This window comes from Deinococcus betulae (assembly GCF_020166395.1).
Classification (GTDB): Bacteria; Deinococcota; Deinococci; order Deinococcales; family Deinococcaceae; genus Deinococcus; species Deinococcus betulae.
Genome location: NZ_JAIQXU010000013.1, coordinates 50,808 through 67,257, shown reverse-complemented (window position 1 = coordinate 67,257; position 16,450 = coordinate 50,808). Strand labels below are relative to the sequence as shown.

At 70.1% G+C, this 16,450-nt stretch carries 8 protein-coding genes; 4 read left to right on the top strand and 4 right to left on the bottom strand.

The annotated features are described in order from the left end of the window. Nucleotides 1–4 precede the first annotated feature (4 nt). Entirely contained in the window at nt 5–1,693 is a 1,689-nt protein-coding gene (gene crtI, locus K7W42_RS11315; RefSeq protein WP_224574732.1) for a phytoene desaturase family protein, read from the top strand. Between the two features lie 132 nt (nt 1,694–1,825). Here crtI and K7W42_RS11310 read toward each other — a convergent pair whose 3' ends face one another. Both K7W42_RS11310 and K7W42_RS11305 read right to left on the bottom strand, forming a co-directional pair. Further along, nucleotides 1,826–2,620: a M12 family metallopeptidase gene (locus tag K7W42_RS11310; RefSeq protein ID WP_224574731.1), complete on the bottom strand. Its 795-nt coding sequence runs from the start codon at nt 2,618–2,620 to the stop codon at nt 1,826–1,828. Nucleotides 2,621–2,910: 290 nt separating this feature from the next. Next, entirely contained in the window at nt 2,911–3,768 is an 858-nt protein-coding gene (locus K7W42_RS11305) for an alpha/beta hydrolase (RefSeq protein ID WP_224574730.1), read from the bottom strand. A gap of 60 nt (nt 3,769–3,828) precedes the next feature. On the opposite strand from K7W42_RS11305, the gene K7W42_RS11300 reads away from it, so the two are divergent. Both K7W42_RS11300 and K7W42_RS11295 read left to right on the top strand, forming a co-directional pair. Beyond that, complete coding sequence (locus K7W42_RS11300; protein ID WP_224574729.1) at nt 3,829–4,266, top strand: OsmC family protein; 438 nt, start codon at nt 3,829–3,831, stop codon at nt 4,264–4,266. 324 nt (nt 4,267–4,590) lie between these two features. Next, nucleotides 4,591–5,145, top strand: a complete 555-nt coding sequence (locus K7W42_RS11295; RefSeq protein ID WP_224574727.1) for a P-loop nucleotide/nucleoside kinase family protein — start codon at nt 4,591–4,593, stop codon at nt 5,143–5,145. 145 nt (nt 5,146–5,290) lie between these two features. On the opposite strand, the gene K7W42_RS11290 is transcribed toward K7W42_RS11295, so the two are convergent. Together K7W42_RS11290 and K7W42_RS11285 are read right to left on the bottom strand one after the other, a co-directional pair. Next, a complete protein-coding gene (locus K7W42_RS11290; RefSeq protein ID WP_224574725.1) occupies nt 5,291–5,809 on the bottom strand; it encodes a hypothetical protein in 519 nt (172 codons plus the stop codon). Nucleotides 5,810–5,937: 128 nt separating this feature from the next. Continuing rightward, nucleotides 5,938–6,201, bottom strand: a complete 264-nt coding sequence (locus K7W42_RS11285) for an acylphosphatase (RefSeq protein WP_224574724.1) — start codon at nt 6,199–6,201, stop codon at nt 5,938–5,940. A gap of 162 nt (nt 6,202–6,363) precedes the next feature. On the opposite strand from K7W42_RS11285, the gene K7W42_RS11275 reads away from it, so the two are divergent. Beyond that, on the top strand, nt 6,364–16,245 hold the full coding sequence (locus tag K7W42_RS11275; protein ID WP_304524149.1) for a translocation/assembly module TamB domain-containing protein: 9,882 nt from the start codon (nt 6,364–6,366) through the stop codon (nt 16,243–16,245). Nucleotides 16,246–16,450: the final 205 nt, after the last annotated feature.

Here is a 16,450-nt window from a genome sequence, read left to right as displayed (position 1 = left end):
ACGAATGACGCCTGACCCTGCCCCCTCTGTCCACCCCCGCCGCAAGACTGCCCTGATCGTGGGGGCGGGCATCGGCGGCCTGAGCCTGGGCATTCGCCTGCAAAGCCTGGGCTTTGACACCACCATTGTGGAGCGGCTGGACGCCCCCGGAGGCCGGGCTTACCAGAAGCGCACCCCGGACGGGTACATCTTTGACATGGGGCCTACGGTCATTACGGTGCCGCACTTTATCGAGGAACTGTTTGCCTTGCAGCGTGGCCAGGGCATGCTGGACGCCCCCGATTACCCGCCCGAAGTGCTGGCCCCAGATGCCCGGGTGCGCGAGGGCCAGAGCGGCGGCCCACACACCCAGAACTATGTCCAGCTGGTGCCGATTCTGCCGTTCTACCGCATCTACTTTGACGATGGCACCTTTTTTGACTACGACGGCGACCCGGCCAGCACCCGCCGCCAGATTCTGGCCCTGGCGCCCGGCGACCTGCCCGGCTACGAACGCTTTCACGCCGACGCGCAGGCCATCTTTGAACGCGGCTTCCTCGAACTGGGCTACACCCATTTTGGCGACCTGCCCACCATGCTGCGCGTGGTGCCCGACCTGCTGCGGCTGGACGCGGTTCGCACCCTGTTTTCCTTTACCAGTCGGTACTTTGAGAGCCCCAAGCTGAGGCAGGTCTTTTCCTTTGAGACCCTGCTGGTGGGCGGCAACCCCCTGTCAGTGCCGGCCATCTACGCCATGATTCACTTTGTCGAGAAAACCTGGGGGATTCACTACGCGATGGGCGGCACGGGCGCGCTGGTGCGGGCGTTTGTACAGAAATTTGAGGAACTGGGTGGCCGGATCCGTTACGGCGCGGGCGTGGAGGAGATTCTGGTCACCGATGACCGGGGCCGTCCCGTGCGTCAGCCGCTGGGGCGCCGCGTGGCGCGCGGCGTGCGGCTGGACGGCGGCGAGGAACTCCACGCGGATTTGGTGGTCAGCAACGGGGACTGGGCCAACACCTACCTCAAGCGGGTGCCCGGCGCCGCCCGGCTGGTCAACACTGACCTGCGCGTCAGGGCGGCCCGCCAGAGCATGAGCCTGCTGGTGGTGTACTTCGGGTTTAGAAAGGATGGCGCCGACCTGGACCTGCGTCACCACAACATCATCCTGGGGCCGCGCTACGAGGAACTGCTGACCGAGATTTTTGGGCGCAAGGTGCTGGGCGCCGACTTCAGCCAGTACCTGCATGTCCCGACCCTTACCGACCCCAGCCTGGCTCCCGAAGGGCACCACGCGGCCTATACGCTGGTGCCGGTGCCTCACAACGCCAGCGGCATTGACTGGACGGTGGAAGGACCGCGCCTCACCGAGCAGGTGCTGACCTTCCTGGACGAGCGCGGTTACATCCCTGGCCTGCGCGAACGCCTGACGCACCAAGAGTTTATTACGCCAGATTATTTTGAAGGCACGCTGGACAGCTATCTGGGCAACGCTTTTGGCCCTGAGCCCTTACTGGCCCAGAGCGCCTTTTTCCGGCCCCACAACCGCAGCGAGGACGTGAAGAATCTGTATCTGGTCGGCGCCGGGGCTCAGCCGGGTGGCGGCACGCCCAGCGTGATGATGTCGGCCAAGATGACGGCCCGCCTGATCGCCCAGGACTTTGGGCTGCACCCGAGCCTCTGGAGCGAGAAAGAAGGGAGCGCGGCAGATTAAGGCCCCCTCACCTCTTGCTACACAGGGTCCTCTCCGCCAAGGGGAGAACAGAAACCGCATCTTTAGCCACTTGATCTAGAACCAAAAACTACCGCCGCCAGGCTCTCCCTGGCGGCGGTGTCCTGACCCGTTTTAGCGTGGGTACATGAAGTTGACGGTGTTCTTGTCAATCGTGGAAAAGCCGTTGCGCTGGCCCATGCGGTTGACGTCAATGCTGCTGTTCAGAGGCTTGATGGCCAGCTTGCCGTCAAAGTATGCGGGGTAGTGCATGATGGAGTCGAAGTCGTAGGCGCCGTAGCCCTTGGAGCCGCTGCGAATCTCGTACTGGCTCTGCCAGTCGGCCGGGATGTTGTTCCACTGAATCTGCACGTAGCTGTCGCGGTCGGGGCGGGTCTGCTCGTGGAAGAGGCCCATCGCGTGCCCGAACTCGTGAACGATAGAGCCGGTGGTGCAGCGGTCGGCCAGTGTAATCGTCTGGCGCCCACCCACCATGCCCAGGCTGCTGGCGCAACTGGTGCCGGTGTTGTAGGTGATTTCTACGTAGTTGCGCTGACTGGTGCGCGGCGTGACGATGACGTTGGTGGTGCTGCGGATGTTCGAGGCGGCGGCGGCTACGCGGTCGCGGATGGCCTGCGGCACGTTGCTGGCAAACGTATACGGAATGGTGCGGCCGGTCCAGCGGTAGCGGGTGTCCACCACGTAGGTGCCCAGGCTGCCGAGGGCGTCCGCTTTCCCCAGAATGATGTCGTCTTCGAGCATCACGTAGCCGTCCTGCACGAAGCCGGTCACGGCCTGGTGGCTGCCGTCCTCCATGATGAGGGTGGCGGTGCGGGTTTCTGGGGCGGTGCGGGCGCTGGGGGCGTCCTGAGAAGTCGTGGCGCAAGACGCGAGGACGAGAGACAGCAGCAGAACAGGTGTGAACCGCATGGTGAAGCACCTCCGTTGTAAGATTCACAGAGCTTAGGCGAGCCTCATGCTTCTGTAAACCCCCAGACCTGCACTTGTTTGGACAGGGTGTAAAAAAATCAAAACTCGAACTACCAGACGCTAAAAACTGGATTTGTAAGAAAAAGAGCGAACAGCTTGGCGTTCGCCTTTTTCTCTCAGAAACAGAAGTTCACCTGCCGTCTTGAGGGCTTGAAAAGCTTTCAAATGAGAAGTGAGGGCTGACGGAGGTGTAAGCACTCTCTCCAGATCAGGTATTAGCCGCAATCCTCTTACGCCAGTTGTCCTTGACCTGCGGCGGGCTGCGGCGCTCTGACATCAAGCCAGTCCAGCACGAGTTGCCGCACTTCCTCTCGCCTCTCGTCATTCAGCAGTTCGTGATATCCACCCTCAACCTCATGGAAGGTCTTGTCACTGGCGGGCAAGGCTTCGATAAAGCGGCGGCTGCCACGGGGATCAGTCAGCCGGTCCTCGCTGCCGTGAAACACCAGGGTCGGCACCTGCCAGCGGGCGTACTGGGGCCACAGCTCGCCGCTCAGGCGCAGCATGCTCGCAGCGGTCAGGGCCGGCACTTTGCCGTGATACATGGTCGTGTCGGCCTCGTAGGCCGCAACCTCATCGGCCAGACGCGACAGGCCACCGGTGGCCAGCACGGTGGTGCCCAGCCCCGGCGCCACGCGCGCCAGGAGGGGGGCCAGCCGCTTGAGCCAGGGCTGCTCATCCTCGCCCACCAGCAGCGCCGGACTGGACAGAATGACGCCCGCCACGCCGCGCGGGTCACGGGCCACGCTGGCCGCCGCGACCAGGCCGCCCATCGAGTGGCCCAGCAGGTACAGGGGCTGCGGCAGCGCGCGCATGGCTTCTCTGGCTTTCAGGTGATCTTCCACCAACTGCGCCACATCCACCACCGCCCGGCGCCCCCCTGAGCGGCCATGCCCACGCTCGTCGTAGGCGTAGACGGTCAAGCCCGCCTGCACCAGACTAGGAATGAGGGCGTGGTAGCGCTCCACGTACCGCCCGGCATACTCGCCAAACCCGTGGGTGAGCAGCACATTCGCACGCGGGGCCAGCGCCCGCCACACGTAGCCTTCGACAGGCGCCCCCGGCACTGCCCAGTGTTCTGATTGCATGAAGGGAGTCTAAGCCCCGCCCGCCCGCAGCCCAAGACCGCCCGCCGCAGACTTGGGGCTATGGCAGATATTGCACGGAAGGCCAGCGCCCACTGGCAAGGCGACCTCAGAGGCGGCAAGGGGCAGATCAGCACCGAGAGCACGACCATTCAGAACGCCCAGTACTCCTTTGGCACCCGCTTTGAAAATGGCGTGGGCACCAACCCCGAAGAACTGCTGGCAGCGGCCCACGCGGGCTGCTTCACCATGCAGCTCTCGGCGCTGCTGAGCAACCACGGACACACCGTTGAGGACCTGCGCACCGACGCCACCTGCGAGATGGTCAAGGACGGCCCTGGTTTTCAGGTCAGCGCCATGCGCCTGACGGTGCGCGGCAAGGTGACTGGCAGCGACCAGGCCGACTTTGAAGCGCACGTGAAAGACGCCGCCGAGAAGTGCCCCATGAGCCGCGTGATGGCGGGCAACGTAGACATTACCCACGAAGCCATCCTGGAATAAGGGGTATGGGGGTGGGCTGACGTTTGGAGGGCCTGCCCTGTGCAGCGCCCTCGCCTGCCCACTCAACAAGCTCCAAACTCCGCTTGAAGCATTTGCAAACCTGGACAGCTCTGTGAGACTCCTCTTCAAGTCCACAAGAGAGGGAAAAAGAGTGGCGGCGGGCTGACGAGCGTGGAGATTGCGCCCTTCGGCTTTTTCCGATGTGTTGATCTTGTAGAGGGTAATGACGTGTAGCGCTGTTCCATCTTCCGGAGCAGCGCACGCTTTTACTCCTGCGCCATTTCATCCATGCCAGAGGCTGGGCGGCGCGGCAGACTGCTGACCATGAGCCACCTCTTTTATCTGGTTGGGCCGCCTGGGGCCGGCAAACGCACCGTGGGCAAGGCGCTGGCCACCCTGACTGGCGCGGCGCTGCTGGACAACCACCTGACCAACGACCCCGTGTTTCTGGCCGCAGGCCTGAGTGGCAAAGAGCCAGTGCCCGCCGAGGTCTGGGAGTTGTGCCACGCGGTCCGGAAAGCCGTGCGGGCCGCGACCCTGCACGCGCCGACGGCCCTGGCCCACATCTTCACGAACTACTTGAGCGCCGAGGAACAGGAATGGCAGAACGTGCAGCGCCTGCGCGACTTGGCTGCGCAGCGCGGCGTGCCCTTTGTGCCGGTGTGGCTCACCTGTGCTCTGCCCGAACTGGAGGCGCGCATGACCCACCCGGCCCGCGCCGAACGCCTGAAGCTGCGCGACCCCGTGCACCTGCGCGAGTTGCTGGCGCGGGCCGGCACGCTGCCCCCACCCCCAGACGCCCTGGTGCTCGACATGACCACGATGAGCCCAGAGGACGCAGCGCGGCAGATTGTGGCGTTCCGGGCAGGGCTGACCTAGCGCACCCGTACGGATGCCGCTGAATTGAAGCACCACAAAGACAGGCACCGTCGGCGCTTCGAGATCGCGCCATCCGCATCTGTTCCTGCTTGCTCTCCTGCGGCGCTTTTCAAGTCCGCTCGGATTCCACCCGGCATTTTGCTCATCAGCGGTCTTTTGCCCGCACCGCCGTCAGGGCAGGCACCGTCAGCCGCAGGGTGTGGGTCTGACCAGTGGCCGTCACCTCACTGGCCCTGAGCACCGCGCCGTCACAGCGCAACTGGGCGAACTGCCCCAGCGCCGCAAAGGTCTTGCGCGAGATCAGGCGGTAGTTCTGCCGGGCGTCCCAGACGCGCAGGGTGTTGCCTCCACCCACCACGTAGCGGCCGCCGCACACCACCACCCGTGCGGATGGCAGCACAGAGTCCTGCAGCCGGGCCTTGAACCGGCCATCCGGGCCGTACACCTGTACCCCCAGGCCGTGGGTGCCCTTGAGGGGCCAGCTCCACATCACCAGGGTGTCTTGACCTACAGGCGCCCTGGCCTCTACCCGTGGGGTCCAGCCGTCAGAGGCGAAGAACTGGAGCATCTGCCTCACGTTGGTCGCCTCCTGTGAGGACATCCCCAGAAAAACGTCTTCCTGGGGCGCCAGGGCGACGAGGGCGGCAAGCAGGGCCAGCAGCATGTCGCCACTCTAGGGACCGCGTCTGACGGAGAGCTGAGGCCTGCACCAAGCGCCGATTTCACTGTTAAGGACGGGGCCAGCCGAGAACAGCGGGTGGAGGGGGCACGCCAACACGCTGGCGCCCGCCCTCAATAGACGTGAAAGTCTTTGACGCCCGTCGCCTCGCTGTACTGGGTTTGCACGTCCTGCACGCGGGCGTGGGGTGGGCCGCGCCGCAGCCAGTGCAGCAGGCGGTCCAGGTCGGCCTCGTGGCCCTCGGCCACCACCTCGACCCGGCCGTCGGTCAGGTTCTCGGCGTAGCCGTGCAGCTTGAGGTCGCGGGCATATCTCTGCACGTAGCGCCGGTAACCGACGCCCTGTACAGTGCCACTCACAAGGGCGGTCAGTCGCATGGCGCCATGCTAGCGGCAAAGGCGCCTGCCTGATTGGGCTTTTCTGACGGTTGCATGAGGATGCGGTGGGTGCGGCCTTCACGCAGGGCTGCGTACAATGCACAGAATGCGGCCAGGAGCGTCAAATCTGCGAGAGAACGGCGCCCTGGCCCGGTGGGTGGAATGACAGACGATCAGCAGCCGGCAGCCCCTGTAGAGACGCCCCCTCCTCCTTCTCCACCCGCGCCCCGGCGCCGCCGACGCTGGCCCTGGCTGCTGGGCGGGCTGGCGGCGCTGCTGCTGGTCCTGGCCTTCTTGCCGGCTCTGTTGGGCGGGGTGCTGCTGGCCCGCTTTGGGGCGCCGGCCGGCCTGAGCGCCGACCGTATCGGCGGCCCGCTGTGGGCACCCGAACTGGGCGGCGTGCAGCTCACCCTTCCCGGCGTTCAGGCCAGCGCAGGCGAGGTCGGCGTCACCGTGGCCGGCGTGAACCCGGCAGAGCGCACCGTGCGGCTGAACGTGCGCGTGGCCGACGCCCAGGTGGCCCTGCGCCTACAAGACCTGATAACCGGCGCGGGCGGCCCAGCCAGCGGGAACGGCTGGCGTGTGGTGCTGGGCACGGTGGATGTGCAGCGCACCCGCGTCACTGTGGACGGCAGCGGCGTGAATGTGCCGGACGGCCAGTTCACGGTGCAGCCGCAGCCGGGCGCGGGGCTGACGGTCACCGGCCGCACCCGCGAGGGGGGACTGAACGCCAAGGTGAGCCTGGGCGAAGGCCCAGCCGGCAATGTTTTCACTGTGGACCTTGACGCCGACGCGCGGGTGCTGAACCATTACTGGCCCGGCGTGACGGCTGGGCGCATCACCGGGCGCTATGTGCTCGGCGACGGCCCGGTGCGCGGGGACTTGCGCCTGAGAGGCGGCGCGCTGCGGGTGCCTGAAGCGGGCTTTGTGACCGTGACCGGCCTGGGGGGCGCGGCCACCCACCGGGGCGACCTCGTGACCCTGAATCTGGCCGGGCGCGGCTGGAACGGCCCAGTGACGGCCCAGGGCCGCATTGACCTGAAAGCGCAGAACTGGCGCGTGACCGCCGACGCGCGGCCCACGCTGGCCGGGCTGGCGGGGGCGCTGGGCACCACCGGGCAGGGACAGGCGCGCGTGCGGGTCACAGCGGGCGGCTGGAGCACCGTGCGGGTCAAGGCGTACGTGCAGGGCGCGGGCGAACTGGCCGGCGTGGGCCTGCGCGACGTGAACGCCGAATACACCTTCCTGAACCAGGACGGCAATACGGCCGGGCAGACCAACGACGTCGCCTTCAGCGGCCTGACCACCGTGGCCGGCGCCCAACAGCGTGTTGAGGGCCGCTGGGCCTTTGGCCGCGAGGGGCGGGTGACCGTGGCTGGCGTGCTGGCGCAAAAGCCGCTGGACGTCACTGCCACCATTGACGCGCAAAACGTCATTCGCGCGCAGGGGCAGAGCCTGGGCGGGCCGCTGCGGGCCACCTTCAACCCGAAGGGCCAGCAGCTTCAGGCCGCCCTGAACCCCACCTTCGGCGCGGCGGGGGGCCGCCTGACCCTGGCCGGCACGCCGCAGAACCTGCGCGCCAGGCTGGAAGGCGGCCAGGCCGGACCTTTTGCCCTGTCCGGCACCGCCACATATGACGGGCGCGGCCTGCGCGCCGACCTGAACACCGGCCAGGGAGGGACGGCCCGCCTGACGCTGAACCCGCAGTTTCGCGGCACCTGGGCGATTCAGGGCCTTCAGGGCGCCGGGCTGAACCTGTCAGGCAGCGGGCGCCTGGACCTGACGGGCGGCGACGTAACGGGCCGCCTTCAGGCCACGGTGCCCGGCGTGCGTGACGCACTGGCCGGGCCTCTGAACCTGAACTACGTGCAGCAGCGCGGTACCTTCACCGCTGGCCAGCAGGCCCTCACCTGGAACGGCGACAGCTTTGGCCTGCGGGCGCGCAATCTGGCGGTGGCCGGTGACCTGCGCGTCACGGGTGACGTGACTGTGACCACGACCCTCAAGGCCTTCGGGTCGCTGCGGGCCGTGGGCAATGGGGTTAGCCTCAGCGCCTTTGGGCGCGGCACGGCGGCCTCACTGCGCGGCGAGGTCGGCGGCGTGACCGTGCTGGCCGACGCCGACCTGCGCGCGCCCTACCGCACGGCCGCGCGGGTGCAGGGCAGCGATATTCGCGGCACCTTGCAGGTGCAAGAAGGCGGCGCCGTCGCCTTTGACCTGCTGACGGCCGGCCAGCGTGCACGCGGCGTGCTGCGCGGCGACGCCCTGACGGCCACCGGGCGCGTCAATCTGGCGGCGCTACGCCCCCTGGCGCGCACCCAGAGCCTGAGCGGCACCCTCGACCTGAATCTGGCCGGGCAAGGCGGCACCGTGACGGTGGACGCGCAGGCCCTGGGCGCCGGGGTGCAGGGCACCTTGACCCGGCAGGCGGGCGCTGTCCGGGCCGACCTGCTGGCTCTGTACGCGGGCGCGCGGGCGCGAGTCTCGGGGCGCGTGTTTCCCGATGTGGAGGCGGACGGCCAGGTCAGCGCCCAGGGCCAGACCCTGAATGTGGCGGTCCGTGGCCCTTACCGCGCGCTGCAGGCGGCCGTCAGCGGCCGCACCGGCGAACTGTCATTTGGCGGCGTGACCCTGCCCGCGCAGGCCGTGAATCTGCGCGGCAGCCTCACCCCACGACTGACGGCGTTGGGCCGCTGGGGCGACCTAAACCTCACCTACGACGGCGCCAGCGGCCTGACCCGCGTGCAGGGCGCGCAGGCGCTGACCGCGTTTGGCCAGGCGGGACAGATTCAGGGCGCGGCCACCTGGGGGCCCGGAGCGGGCGGCGCCTTCCGGGGAGCGGTGGACGCGCGCGGCGTGCTGGACCAGTACACGGTCGCCCTGCGCGGCCCCTGGAACGGCCTGAGCCTTCAGCTCACCGATGGCGAGGGGCTGCGCGCGGTGGGCACGGCTTCCCTGCCGTCCGGGCGCTACGACGTGGATGTCAGCGGGCCCCTGGGCGGCGGCCTTTTTGTGAATGGCAACGTGCAGGGCACCGGGCTCTCACCGCGCGGGCAGGTGCAGGTGCGCGACGCGGCAGGCGGCCGCGCCACCGTGACCCTGAACGGCTTTGACAATTTGCAGGTGCAGGCGGCGGGCCTCACGCTGGCGGGGCAGCGCCTGGCCGGCACCCTGACGGCGCGGGCCGGCGTGCTGAGCGGCACCCTGACGGCGGGCCCCCTGACCCTGCGCGCCGCTGACGGCAGGGTGCGCGTGACCGGCGAGGTGGCGGGGCAGGCCGTGGTGGCCTCGGGCCGGCTGACGCTGCCGGCCACCCTCTCGGACTTGCAGGTGCGGGTCGCCGGTCCCTACCTGAGCGCCCAGGCGAGCGGCGGCGTGGCGAACCTGCGCGGCACCGTCACCCTGAAGCCGCAGGCGTTTGGCACGGGGACCACGCGCCTGAGCGTCCCTGCGCAGACCTTCCCGCTGAGCGGCAGCCTGACCGGCGCGCGCGTGCGCCTGGGCGGCTTGACCTACGCGGCGGGCACCTGGGCCGGCACCCTGCCCGTGCGCTACGCCCTGGGCCCCCAACCCGGCGTGGTCACGCTGCGCGGCGAGGGCCAGCGTCTGCTGGCAGCCCCGCGCGGCCCCGTGGGCGGCGAAGTGGCCCTGCTGCCCACCCTGGGCGGCACCGTCAGCGCAGGCCTCTCCCCTTTCACCGCCAGCCTGCCGGACACCGTGCGGCGCGACCTGGTGCCGGGTCAACTGGTGGCTGTTCTGAACGCGCAGGGCGCGCGCCTGAGCCTGGCAGGCAGCCGCTATCTGGGTGACCCCCTGGGCCTGGACGCCCGCGTGAGCTGGGGGGACGGACCGGTGCGGGCAGCGGGCACTCTGACCCATCCCGGCTCCCGCCTGCCCGTGGCTTTCGATGGCCGCACCCTGACCGTGCGCGGCGCCGCCCTGAACGCGCGAGTGCTGCGTCCCGTGCTGCCAGGGGCCGAGGGCCGCCTGAATCTGGATCTGACCCTGCCGGACTTGCAAGTGAAGCGCGCCAGCGGGCGGGCCACCGTGGACCTGCGCGCCCAGGGCCAGCGGGCCGCCGGCCGGGTGACGCTGACGGGTGGGCAACTGTCCGCCGACCTGAGCAGCACCCTGGCTGGCCAGGCGCTGCGGGTGCGCGGGCCGCTGTACCCGCAGGCCAACGCCACCGTGACCCTGAACGACCTGCGCGCCCGCCTGACGGGCCAGGCCGGCGAACGGGCCACCGATGTCTTGACCCTGCGTGTGGAAGGCACCTACGACAGCCGCGCCGTCAACCTCACCCTGACGGGGACAGGCCTGACTGGGGGCGCCGCGACCGTCACCGCCGAGGGCGCTCTGGCGGGCGCGGCGCTGAACCTGCGCGCCGCTCAGAGCGGGGGACCGGGCCTGACTGGCTGGCGCCTGAGCGGCGGGGCCAGTAGCGCCGACCTGCAGGCTCTGGCAGGTGTGCCTGGCCGCTTGAGCTTGACCCTGGGCGGCACCCTGGCGGACGTACAGGCACAGGCCGCTGGCGAGGTGTCGGGAGTCACGTTCACCGCCCCAGCCCGGTACGCCGCTGGCGTCCTGCGCCTGAGCGGCGCGCAGGCCACCCTGGGCGCGGCGGCCCCGGTGCAGGGTACGGCTCGCCTGAGCGGGCCGGTCTTTCCGACCCTGAACCTCAGCGCCAAGGTCAACCTGACCTCGGTGGTGCCGGGCGCATACACGGCGCAGATTGCCGGCGCCCTGAGCAAGCCGGACGTGCGCCTGGGCGGCAAGCTGCGCAGCGACCTTAGCGGGCTGCGCGCCGCCGGCACCCAGCTTTCGGCGCGGCTGCTGGGCCGTGACTACCGCGCGGTCTTTGCCGGCCCAGCGCTGGGGGGCGAGGTGCGCGGCCAGCTGGGCAGCGGCGCGCTGGGCGGCCTGCAGCGGCTGGCCCTGACCCTGAACACCGCCTACGTCGCCCAGGGAGTGGATGTGCGCCTGCGCGGCCCGCTGGGCTGGAACGCCCGCACCGGGTTTTCCGGCTCGGTGCGCGCCGTAGGGGACATTCCCGGCGGGCCGCTGGACGCCGTGCTGGATGGCCAGGGCGAGCTGCGAGTGGCGGCCCTGGTCGGCACCGGTGCCCGCGAGGCCCGCCTGACCGGGCGCTTTCCAGCGGCCCTGCCCCTGCGCCCCGGCGGGACCCTGACCCTGGCGGCCTTCGATGTGGGCGCCCTGTGGGGCCGCGCGGAACAGCTGCGTCTCAGCGGCGGGGCCACCCTGGGCGGCGCGGCCTGGGGCAGCCCCAGCCTGGCGTTGAGCGGCACCTTGACCGATGCGCTAGGCGAACTCAGTGGCGACCTGAGCGCGCAGCTGGCCAGCGGTGACCTCACGGCCCGGCTGGCTGGTCCCCGCCTGAGTGGACAAGCCAGCCTGCAAGGCGGCCGCTACGCCCTGACCCTGACCACCGGGACTGTGCGCGCCGCGCGCCTGCTGCCCCCAGGGCTGGACGTAGACGCCTTGACAGCAGCGGGCCGCCTGGACGTGCGTGGCTCGCTGAGCGGCGGCCTGGAACGGGTGGAGGCCCAGAACCTGTCTGTGCGCGGCGAGCAGGGCCAGACCGGCCCCTTCAGCCTGTATGGCCGCGCGAGTTACCAGCCGGCGGGCAACCGGCTCAGCGCCGACCTGAGCGGCAGCCTGAGGGGCGCGGTGGTGTCGGCCCGCGGCGCCCTGCCCGCCGGCCTGACCGTCACGGCGCGCGGGCTGGGCACGGCGGCCCTGAACCTGCCGGCCCTGGGGCGCGGCACGCTGGACGGCGCCGTCACGCTGAGCGGGGCGGTACAAAACCCGGTTGCGGCCGGCACCCTGACCCTGAACACCGAGACCCTGGACGCCCAGGCGGCGCTGTCAGGCCGCCTGCTGGACCCCCGCCTGAACCTGCGCCTTTCACCGCGTGGCGGGGCCGGCGGCACCCTGTACGCCGAGGCCAGCGGCCTCGACCTGGCGGCTGGGCGCGTGCAGGCGCGCGTCTACGGCGCCCTGACCAGCGGCGCCACGCGCGCCGACGTGAACCTGGCCGGCACCTGGCCTGCGCTTTCGGGCACCGTGCAGGCCACGGTGCCGGGCCTCCCGGACCCCCTGACCCTGCGCGGCGACGGCCGGGGCGGCTACGCCCTGAACGCAGGCCGCCTGGGGGGCGGCAGTCTGACCCTGGGCGGCGCAGGCTTCCTGCCCACCCTGGGGGGCGCCCTGACCCTGACCCCGCTGCCACTGGTGGGCGGTCAGGGCGACCTGAGTGCCCGCCTGACCCTGGGCGGCACGCTGGCGGCCCCCACCCTGGTCGGCACCGTGGCTTCACGCGGCGCGGCGGCAGCGGGGGTCGCCCTGAACGACCTGAGTGGCACCCTGACGGCCGCCGGCACCACCCTCAATGGCACGCTGAGCCAGGGTGGGCGCCCGGTGGCCTCGCTGAGCGGAGACGCCGTGACCCTGAGTGGCCTCGGGGCACAGGCCTTCGGTTCGGCGCTGGCCGCCTCGGGGCAAGTGGGCCTGAGCGGCGACGCCGACGTGACCCTGGACGCTACGGGCACCGTCGCCGGGCGGGTGCAGGCCACCTGGAAGGCGCAGGCCCTCACGCTGCGCGGCAACCTGACTGGCCCGCAAAACCTGCGCGCGGCCCTGGACCTGAGCGCCACGCGCCTGACTGGCTGGCGCGGCGCGGCACGCGTGACGGGTGGCCCGGCCGGCGTCCTGACCTCTCCCCTGGCCTTGACCGTGGGCGGCGCTTTCGCCCAGCCTCTGGTCAAGGGGGAAGCGGGGCTGCTGAGCGCCGGGGCGCGCGTGGTGGCCGACGCGCGCGGCGTGCAGCTGCGCCTAGTGGACGGCCCCGGCGCCCAGGCCAGCGGCGTCATTGAGGCGCGGCCAGATGCGGGCGGCACCTGGCGCCTGCTGGGCGCGGCCGGCCTGACCCGCCCCGAACTCTCGCTGACGGTCACGCCCAGCGGGCCAGTCGGCGACCCGCAGGCGCAGCTGAGCGTGCGCCGGGGCGAGTGGCGGGCCAGCGGCACCGCCAGCCTGCGCGCGGCTGACCTGAGCGTCTCGGATGGAGAACGCAGCGGCACCGTGCGCTGGACCGGCACGGCCCTGAGCGCCGACCTGCCGGGCCTGAATCTGGGCCAGCTGGGGATTGGGGGCCTGAGCGGCGTGCTGACCGCTCGCGGCACCCTGAACCCCGACAGCGGGGACGGCCAGCTGGCCCTTCAGGTGGCCAACCTGCTGACCCCGTACCGCGCGCCTTACCTTGACCTGCCGCTGAGTGGCAACGTCAGCGCTGACGTGACCCTGCGCGCGGGCCGCCCCGAGGTGCGCGCGACCCTGGCCCTGAGCAGCGGCACCTTGCAATTTCAAGCGGCGCAAGTTCAGGCGCCACAGCTCCAGACGGCACAGGGCGGGGCCTTCTGGACGGGCGCCCTCACTGGGCAGTTGCGGCAAGGGAGCGGCACCCTGGACGTGAACCTGCAAGCCGGCGCGGATGGCGTGCAGGGCCGCCTGGAGGCCGCCCGCGTGCCCCTGACCCTGGCCGGGCAGACGCTGGCGGTCAGCGGCAGCGCCACCCTGGCCGGCCAGAGTTTCCGCGCCGACCTGATTGGCACCGGCCAGATGGGCCAGGCCATCGTGACCGCTTCGGGCGGGCTGGCCGACCTGCTGCCGGCCCTGGCGGGGCCGCTGGCGGTGGCCCCCACCGGCGAGGGCTACTCGGTACGCGCGACTGCCGATGACCTGGCCCTGGGTGACCTGGTGACGGCCCCGGCCCTGGGCGGGCGCCTGAGCGGCGAGGCCACCCTGCGCGACGGCGGCGGCACCTTCGTGCTGCGCTCGGATGACCTGACACTGGGTAGCCAGCGCCTCCCCGCACGCCTGGAAGGGACGCAGGTGGCGGGCGACTGGCGCATTCGCGGCTTCCTGGGCGAGTCGGACTTTACGGCAGGGCTGAGTGACGGGGCCGTCTTCGGGCAGGGCAACCTGCGCGCGCTGCCGGTGGGCGCGGTGGTAGGGGCCGCAACCGGGACCGCGCCGGGCGAAGGTGTGGTGACGGGCGTGGCGCGCTTCCGGTTCCCCCTGGCCGACCCACTGGCGGGGCAGGTAAACGTGGTCGCCGAGCGCATCCGCGTCAGCGCCACCAGCGGCGAGGGCGAGGCGGCCGTGACCGAGACCCTGACCGGCACCGGCACCCTGGACTACGCGGCCCGCGAACTGCGCGGCGTGAACATCCAGCTGACGGGCGCCGGCACCTGGAACGTACGGGGCCAGTACACCCGCCAGCAGGTGGACCTCACGGCCCAGCTGGCCAACACGACCTTTACCCCCGCGCTGCGGCTGGTGCCGGGGCTGGCAGCCCTGCAACCCAGCCTGAAAGGCAGCGTGACCCTCAGTGTGGCCGGCACTTACGACCGTCCACGCGGTTCGGTGCGGGCGCGCAGCCTGGACGGCGCGCTGGCGGGCCTGAGCGTACAGATTCCCGACTTTGCCGGCGACCTGCCCGACAGCGGCGCCTTTGCAGCGGGCGGGCAGGTGCTGACCGGCGGCACGGTGGGCGCCGACGGCGTGGTCGAGCTCCGCGGGCAGCTCACCCAGGGCCGCCTGAGCAGCACCGTGGCGACCTTCCGTGGCCTGCTGGCCCCCGCCGCCCTGGGGGCGCTCCCCGCCGCCCAGGTGCGACTGGAGCAGCAGCCAGGTGACCGCTGGACCGTCACGGCCAGCAGCACCAGTACCGGCGCGGCGGGCGGTGGCACCCTCAGTGTGAGCGGGACCGTCGCGCCCCTGATTGACCTGACCCTGAGCGCCCGCAATTACAACCTGCCACTGGCCGCCATTTACGGCCGCGAAAGTGCCCTGAACGCCGACCTGCGCGCCACCGACGACGGCACCCTGATTCGCGTGCAGGGAGCGGCTGACTTTACCCGCCTCGTGCTGGGGCGCGTGAATGCCCCGGCCACCATCCCGGCCCCCGGCCAGAGCAGTACGGGCGCAGGTGGCCGCCCCACCGACAATTACGCCAGCCCCCTGGCCCCCGAGTACACGACCTTCCCGCAGCCGGCGCAGGAGGGCGAGGAGGAGCGCGCGCCCAGCCTGCCCATTCTGGAACGGCTGGTCTTTGAGGACATTCCTATTCGCGCCAGCAGCGGTATCCGGGTAGACGAGAACCTGGCCCGCGCCGAATTTGCCGGCGGCTTGGTGCTGTCCGGGTCGGGCGACCGCCCCCGCCTGGCCGGCGAGATTCGCTCTCAGCGCGGCTTTATCTACCTGCGCGAGAACGAGTTCACGCTGGGCGACAGCGCCGTGACCTTTGAAGGCGACAACGTGTATCCCCGGTTTAATGTGACGGCCAGCGGCACCGTCAGCGGGCGCACCACACGCGGCGACACGGCGATTACCCAGCGGGTGCCGGTCACCCTGACGGTGGCGGGCGAGTTTGTGGCCCGCGCCAGCGGCGACACGGTGCTGAGCCTGAACACCACCCTGACCTGCACCCAGATCACCGCCGAGTGCGCCGACCCCAATACCGGCGTGCCCTACGGCGAGGCCGAACTCTACGCCCTGGTGGCGACCGGCGTGCCCAACCTGGCCACCCTGCCGAACAACCTGGCCGCCCTGGGCAGCAGCGCCCTGCAGACCGCCCTGAATGTCTTTGTCCTGGGCGAGCTGGAACGCACGGTGGCCAACGCCTTTGGGCTGGATGTGTTCCGCTTTACCCCGCAGATTGCGGGCGATTCTCTGGGCGCGACCATCACCCTGGGGTCATACCTGACGCGCGACCTGTACCTGCAATACCAGGTGGACCTGAACGGCGAGGGGTTGCTGAACGCCGAATACAGCACCCCAGACGGGCGCTTTACCTTCCGCGCCACCACCCCGCTGCAAGGACTGAACCTCCAGTCCATTCGCCCCAGCTTCAGCGCCGGCTACAACCTGAATTCGCGCACCAACGTCAGTATCGGGGTGCAGAACACCGAGCAGAGCACCCGCTTCCGCTTTGGTGTGAGCTACCGGATTGGCGGAAGGTAAGGATTAGGAGCAGCGCCGCAGGGATTGTAGGGGCGGCGCTGAACGGTACTGGTGACGGCCTGGGCCGATCGCTCTGCTGAGCAACAGGCCTGCTGGTCCTGTCATATCGAGTCCGAAAAATGCCAGAACGTATGACGAAATTTTCTCGACCAGAGGGAGCAGGAAAAGGGACGGATTTCCGGGCATGACGGCAGCGTCCCTGTTA

Coding starts and splice junctions, on each gene's coding strand:
- crtI (WP_224574732.1), top strand. CDS start 5: ATGACGCCTGACCCTGCCCCCTCTGTCCACCCCCGCCGCAAGACTGCC.
- K7W42_RS11310 (WP_224574731.1), bottom strand. CDS start 2,620: ATGCGGTTCACACCTGTTCTGCTGCTGTCTCTCGTCCTCGCGTCTTGC.
- K7W42_RS11305 (WP_224574730.1), bottom strand. CDS start 3,768: ATGCAATCAGAACACTGGGCAGTGCCGGGGGCGCCTGTCGAAGGCTAC.
- K7W42_RS11300 (WP_224574729.1), top strand. CDS start 3,829: ATGGCAGATATTGCACGGAAGGCCAGCGCCCACTGGCAAGGCGACCTC.
- K7W42_RS11295 (WP_224574727.1), top strand. CDS start 4,591: ATGAGCCACCTCTTTTATCTGGTTGGGCCGCCTGGGGCCGGCAAACGC.
- K7W42_RS11290 (WP_224574725.1), bottom strand. CDS start 5,809: ATGCTGCTGGCCCTGCTTGCCGCCCTCGTCGCCCTGGCGCCCCAGGAA.
- K7W42_RS11285 (WP_224574724.1), bottom strand. CDS start 6,201: ATGCGACTGACCGCCCTTGTGAGTGGCACTGTACAGGGCGTCGGTTAC.
- K7W42_RS11275 (WP_304524149.1), top strand. CDS start 6,364: ATGACAGACGATCAGCAGCCGGCAGCCCCTGTAGAGACGCCCCCTCCT.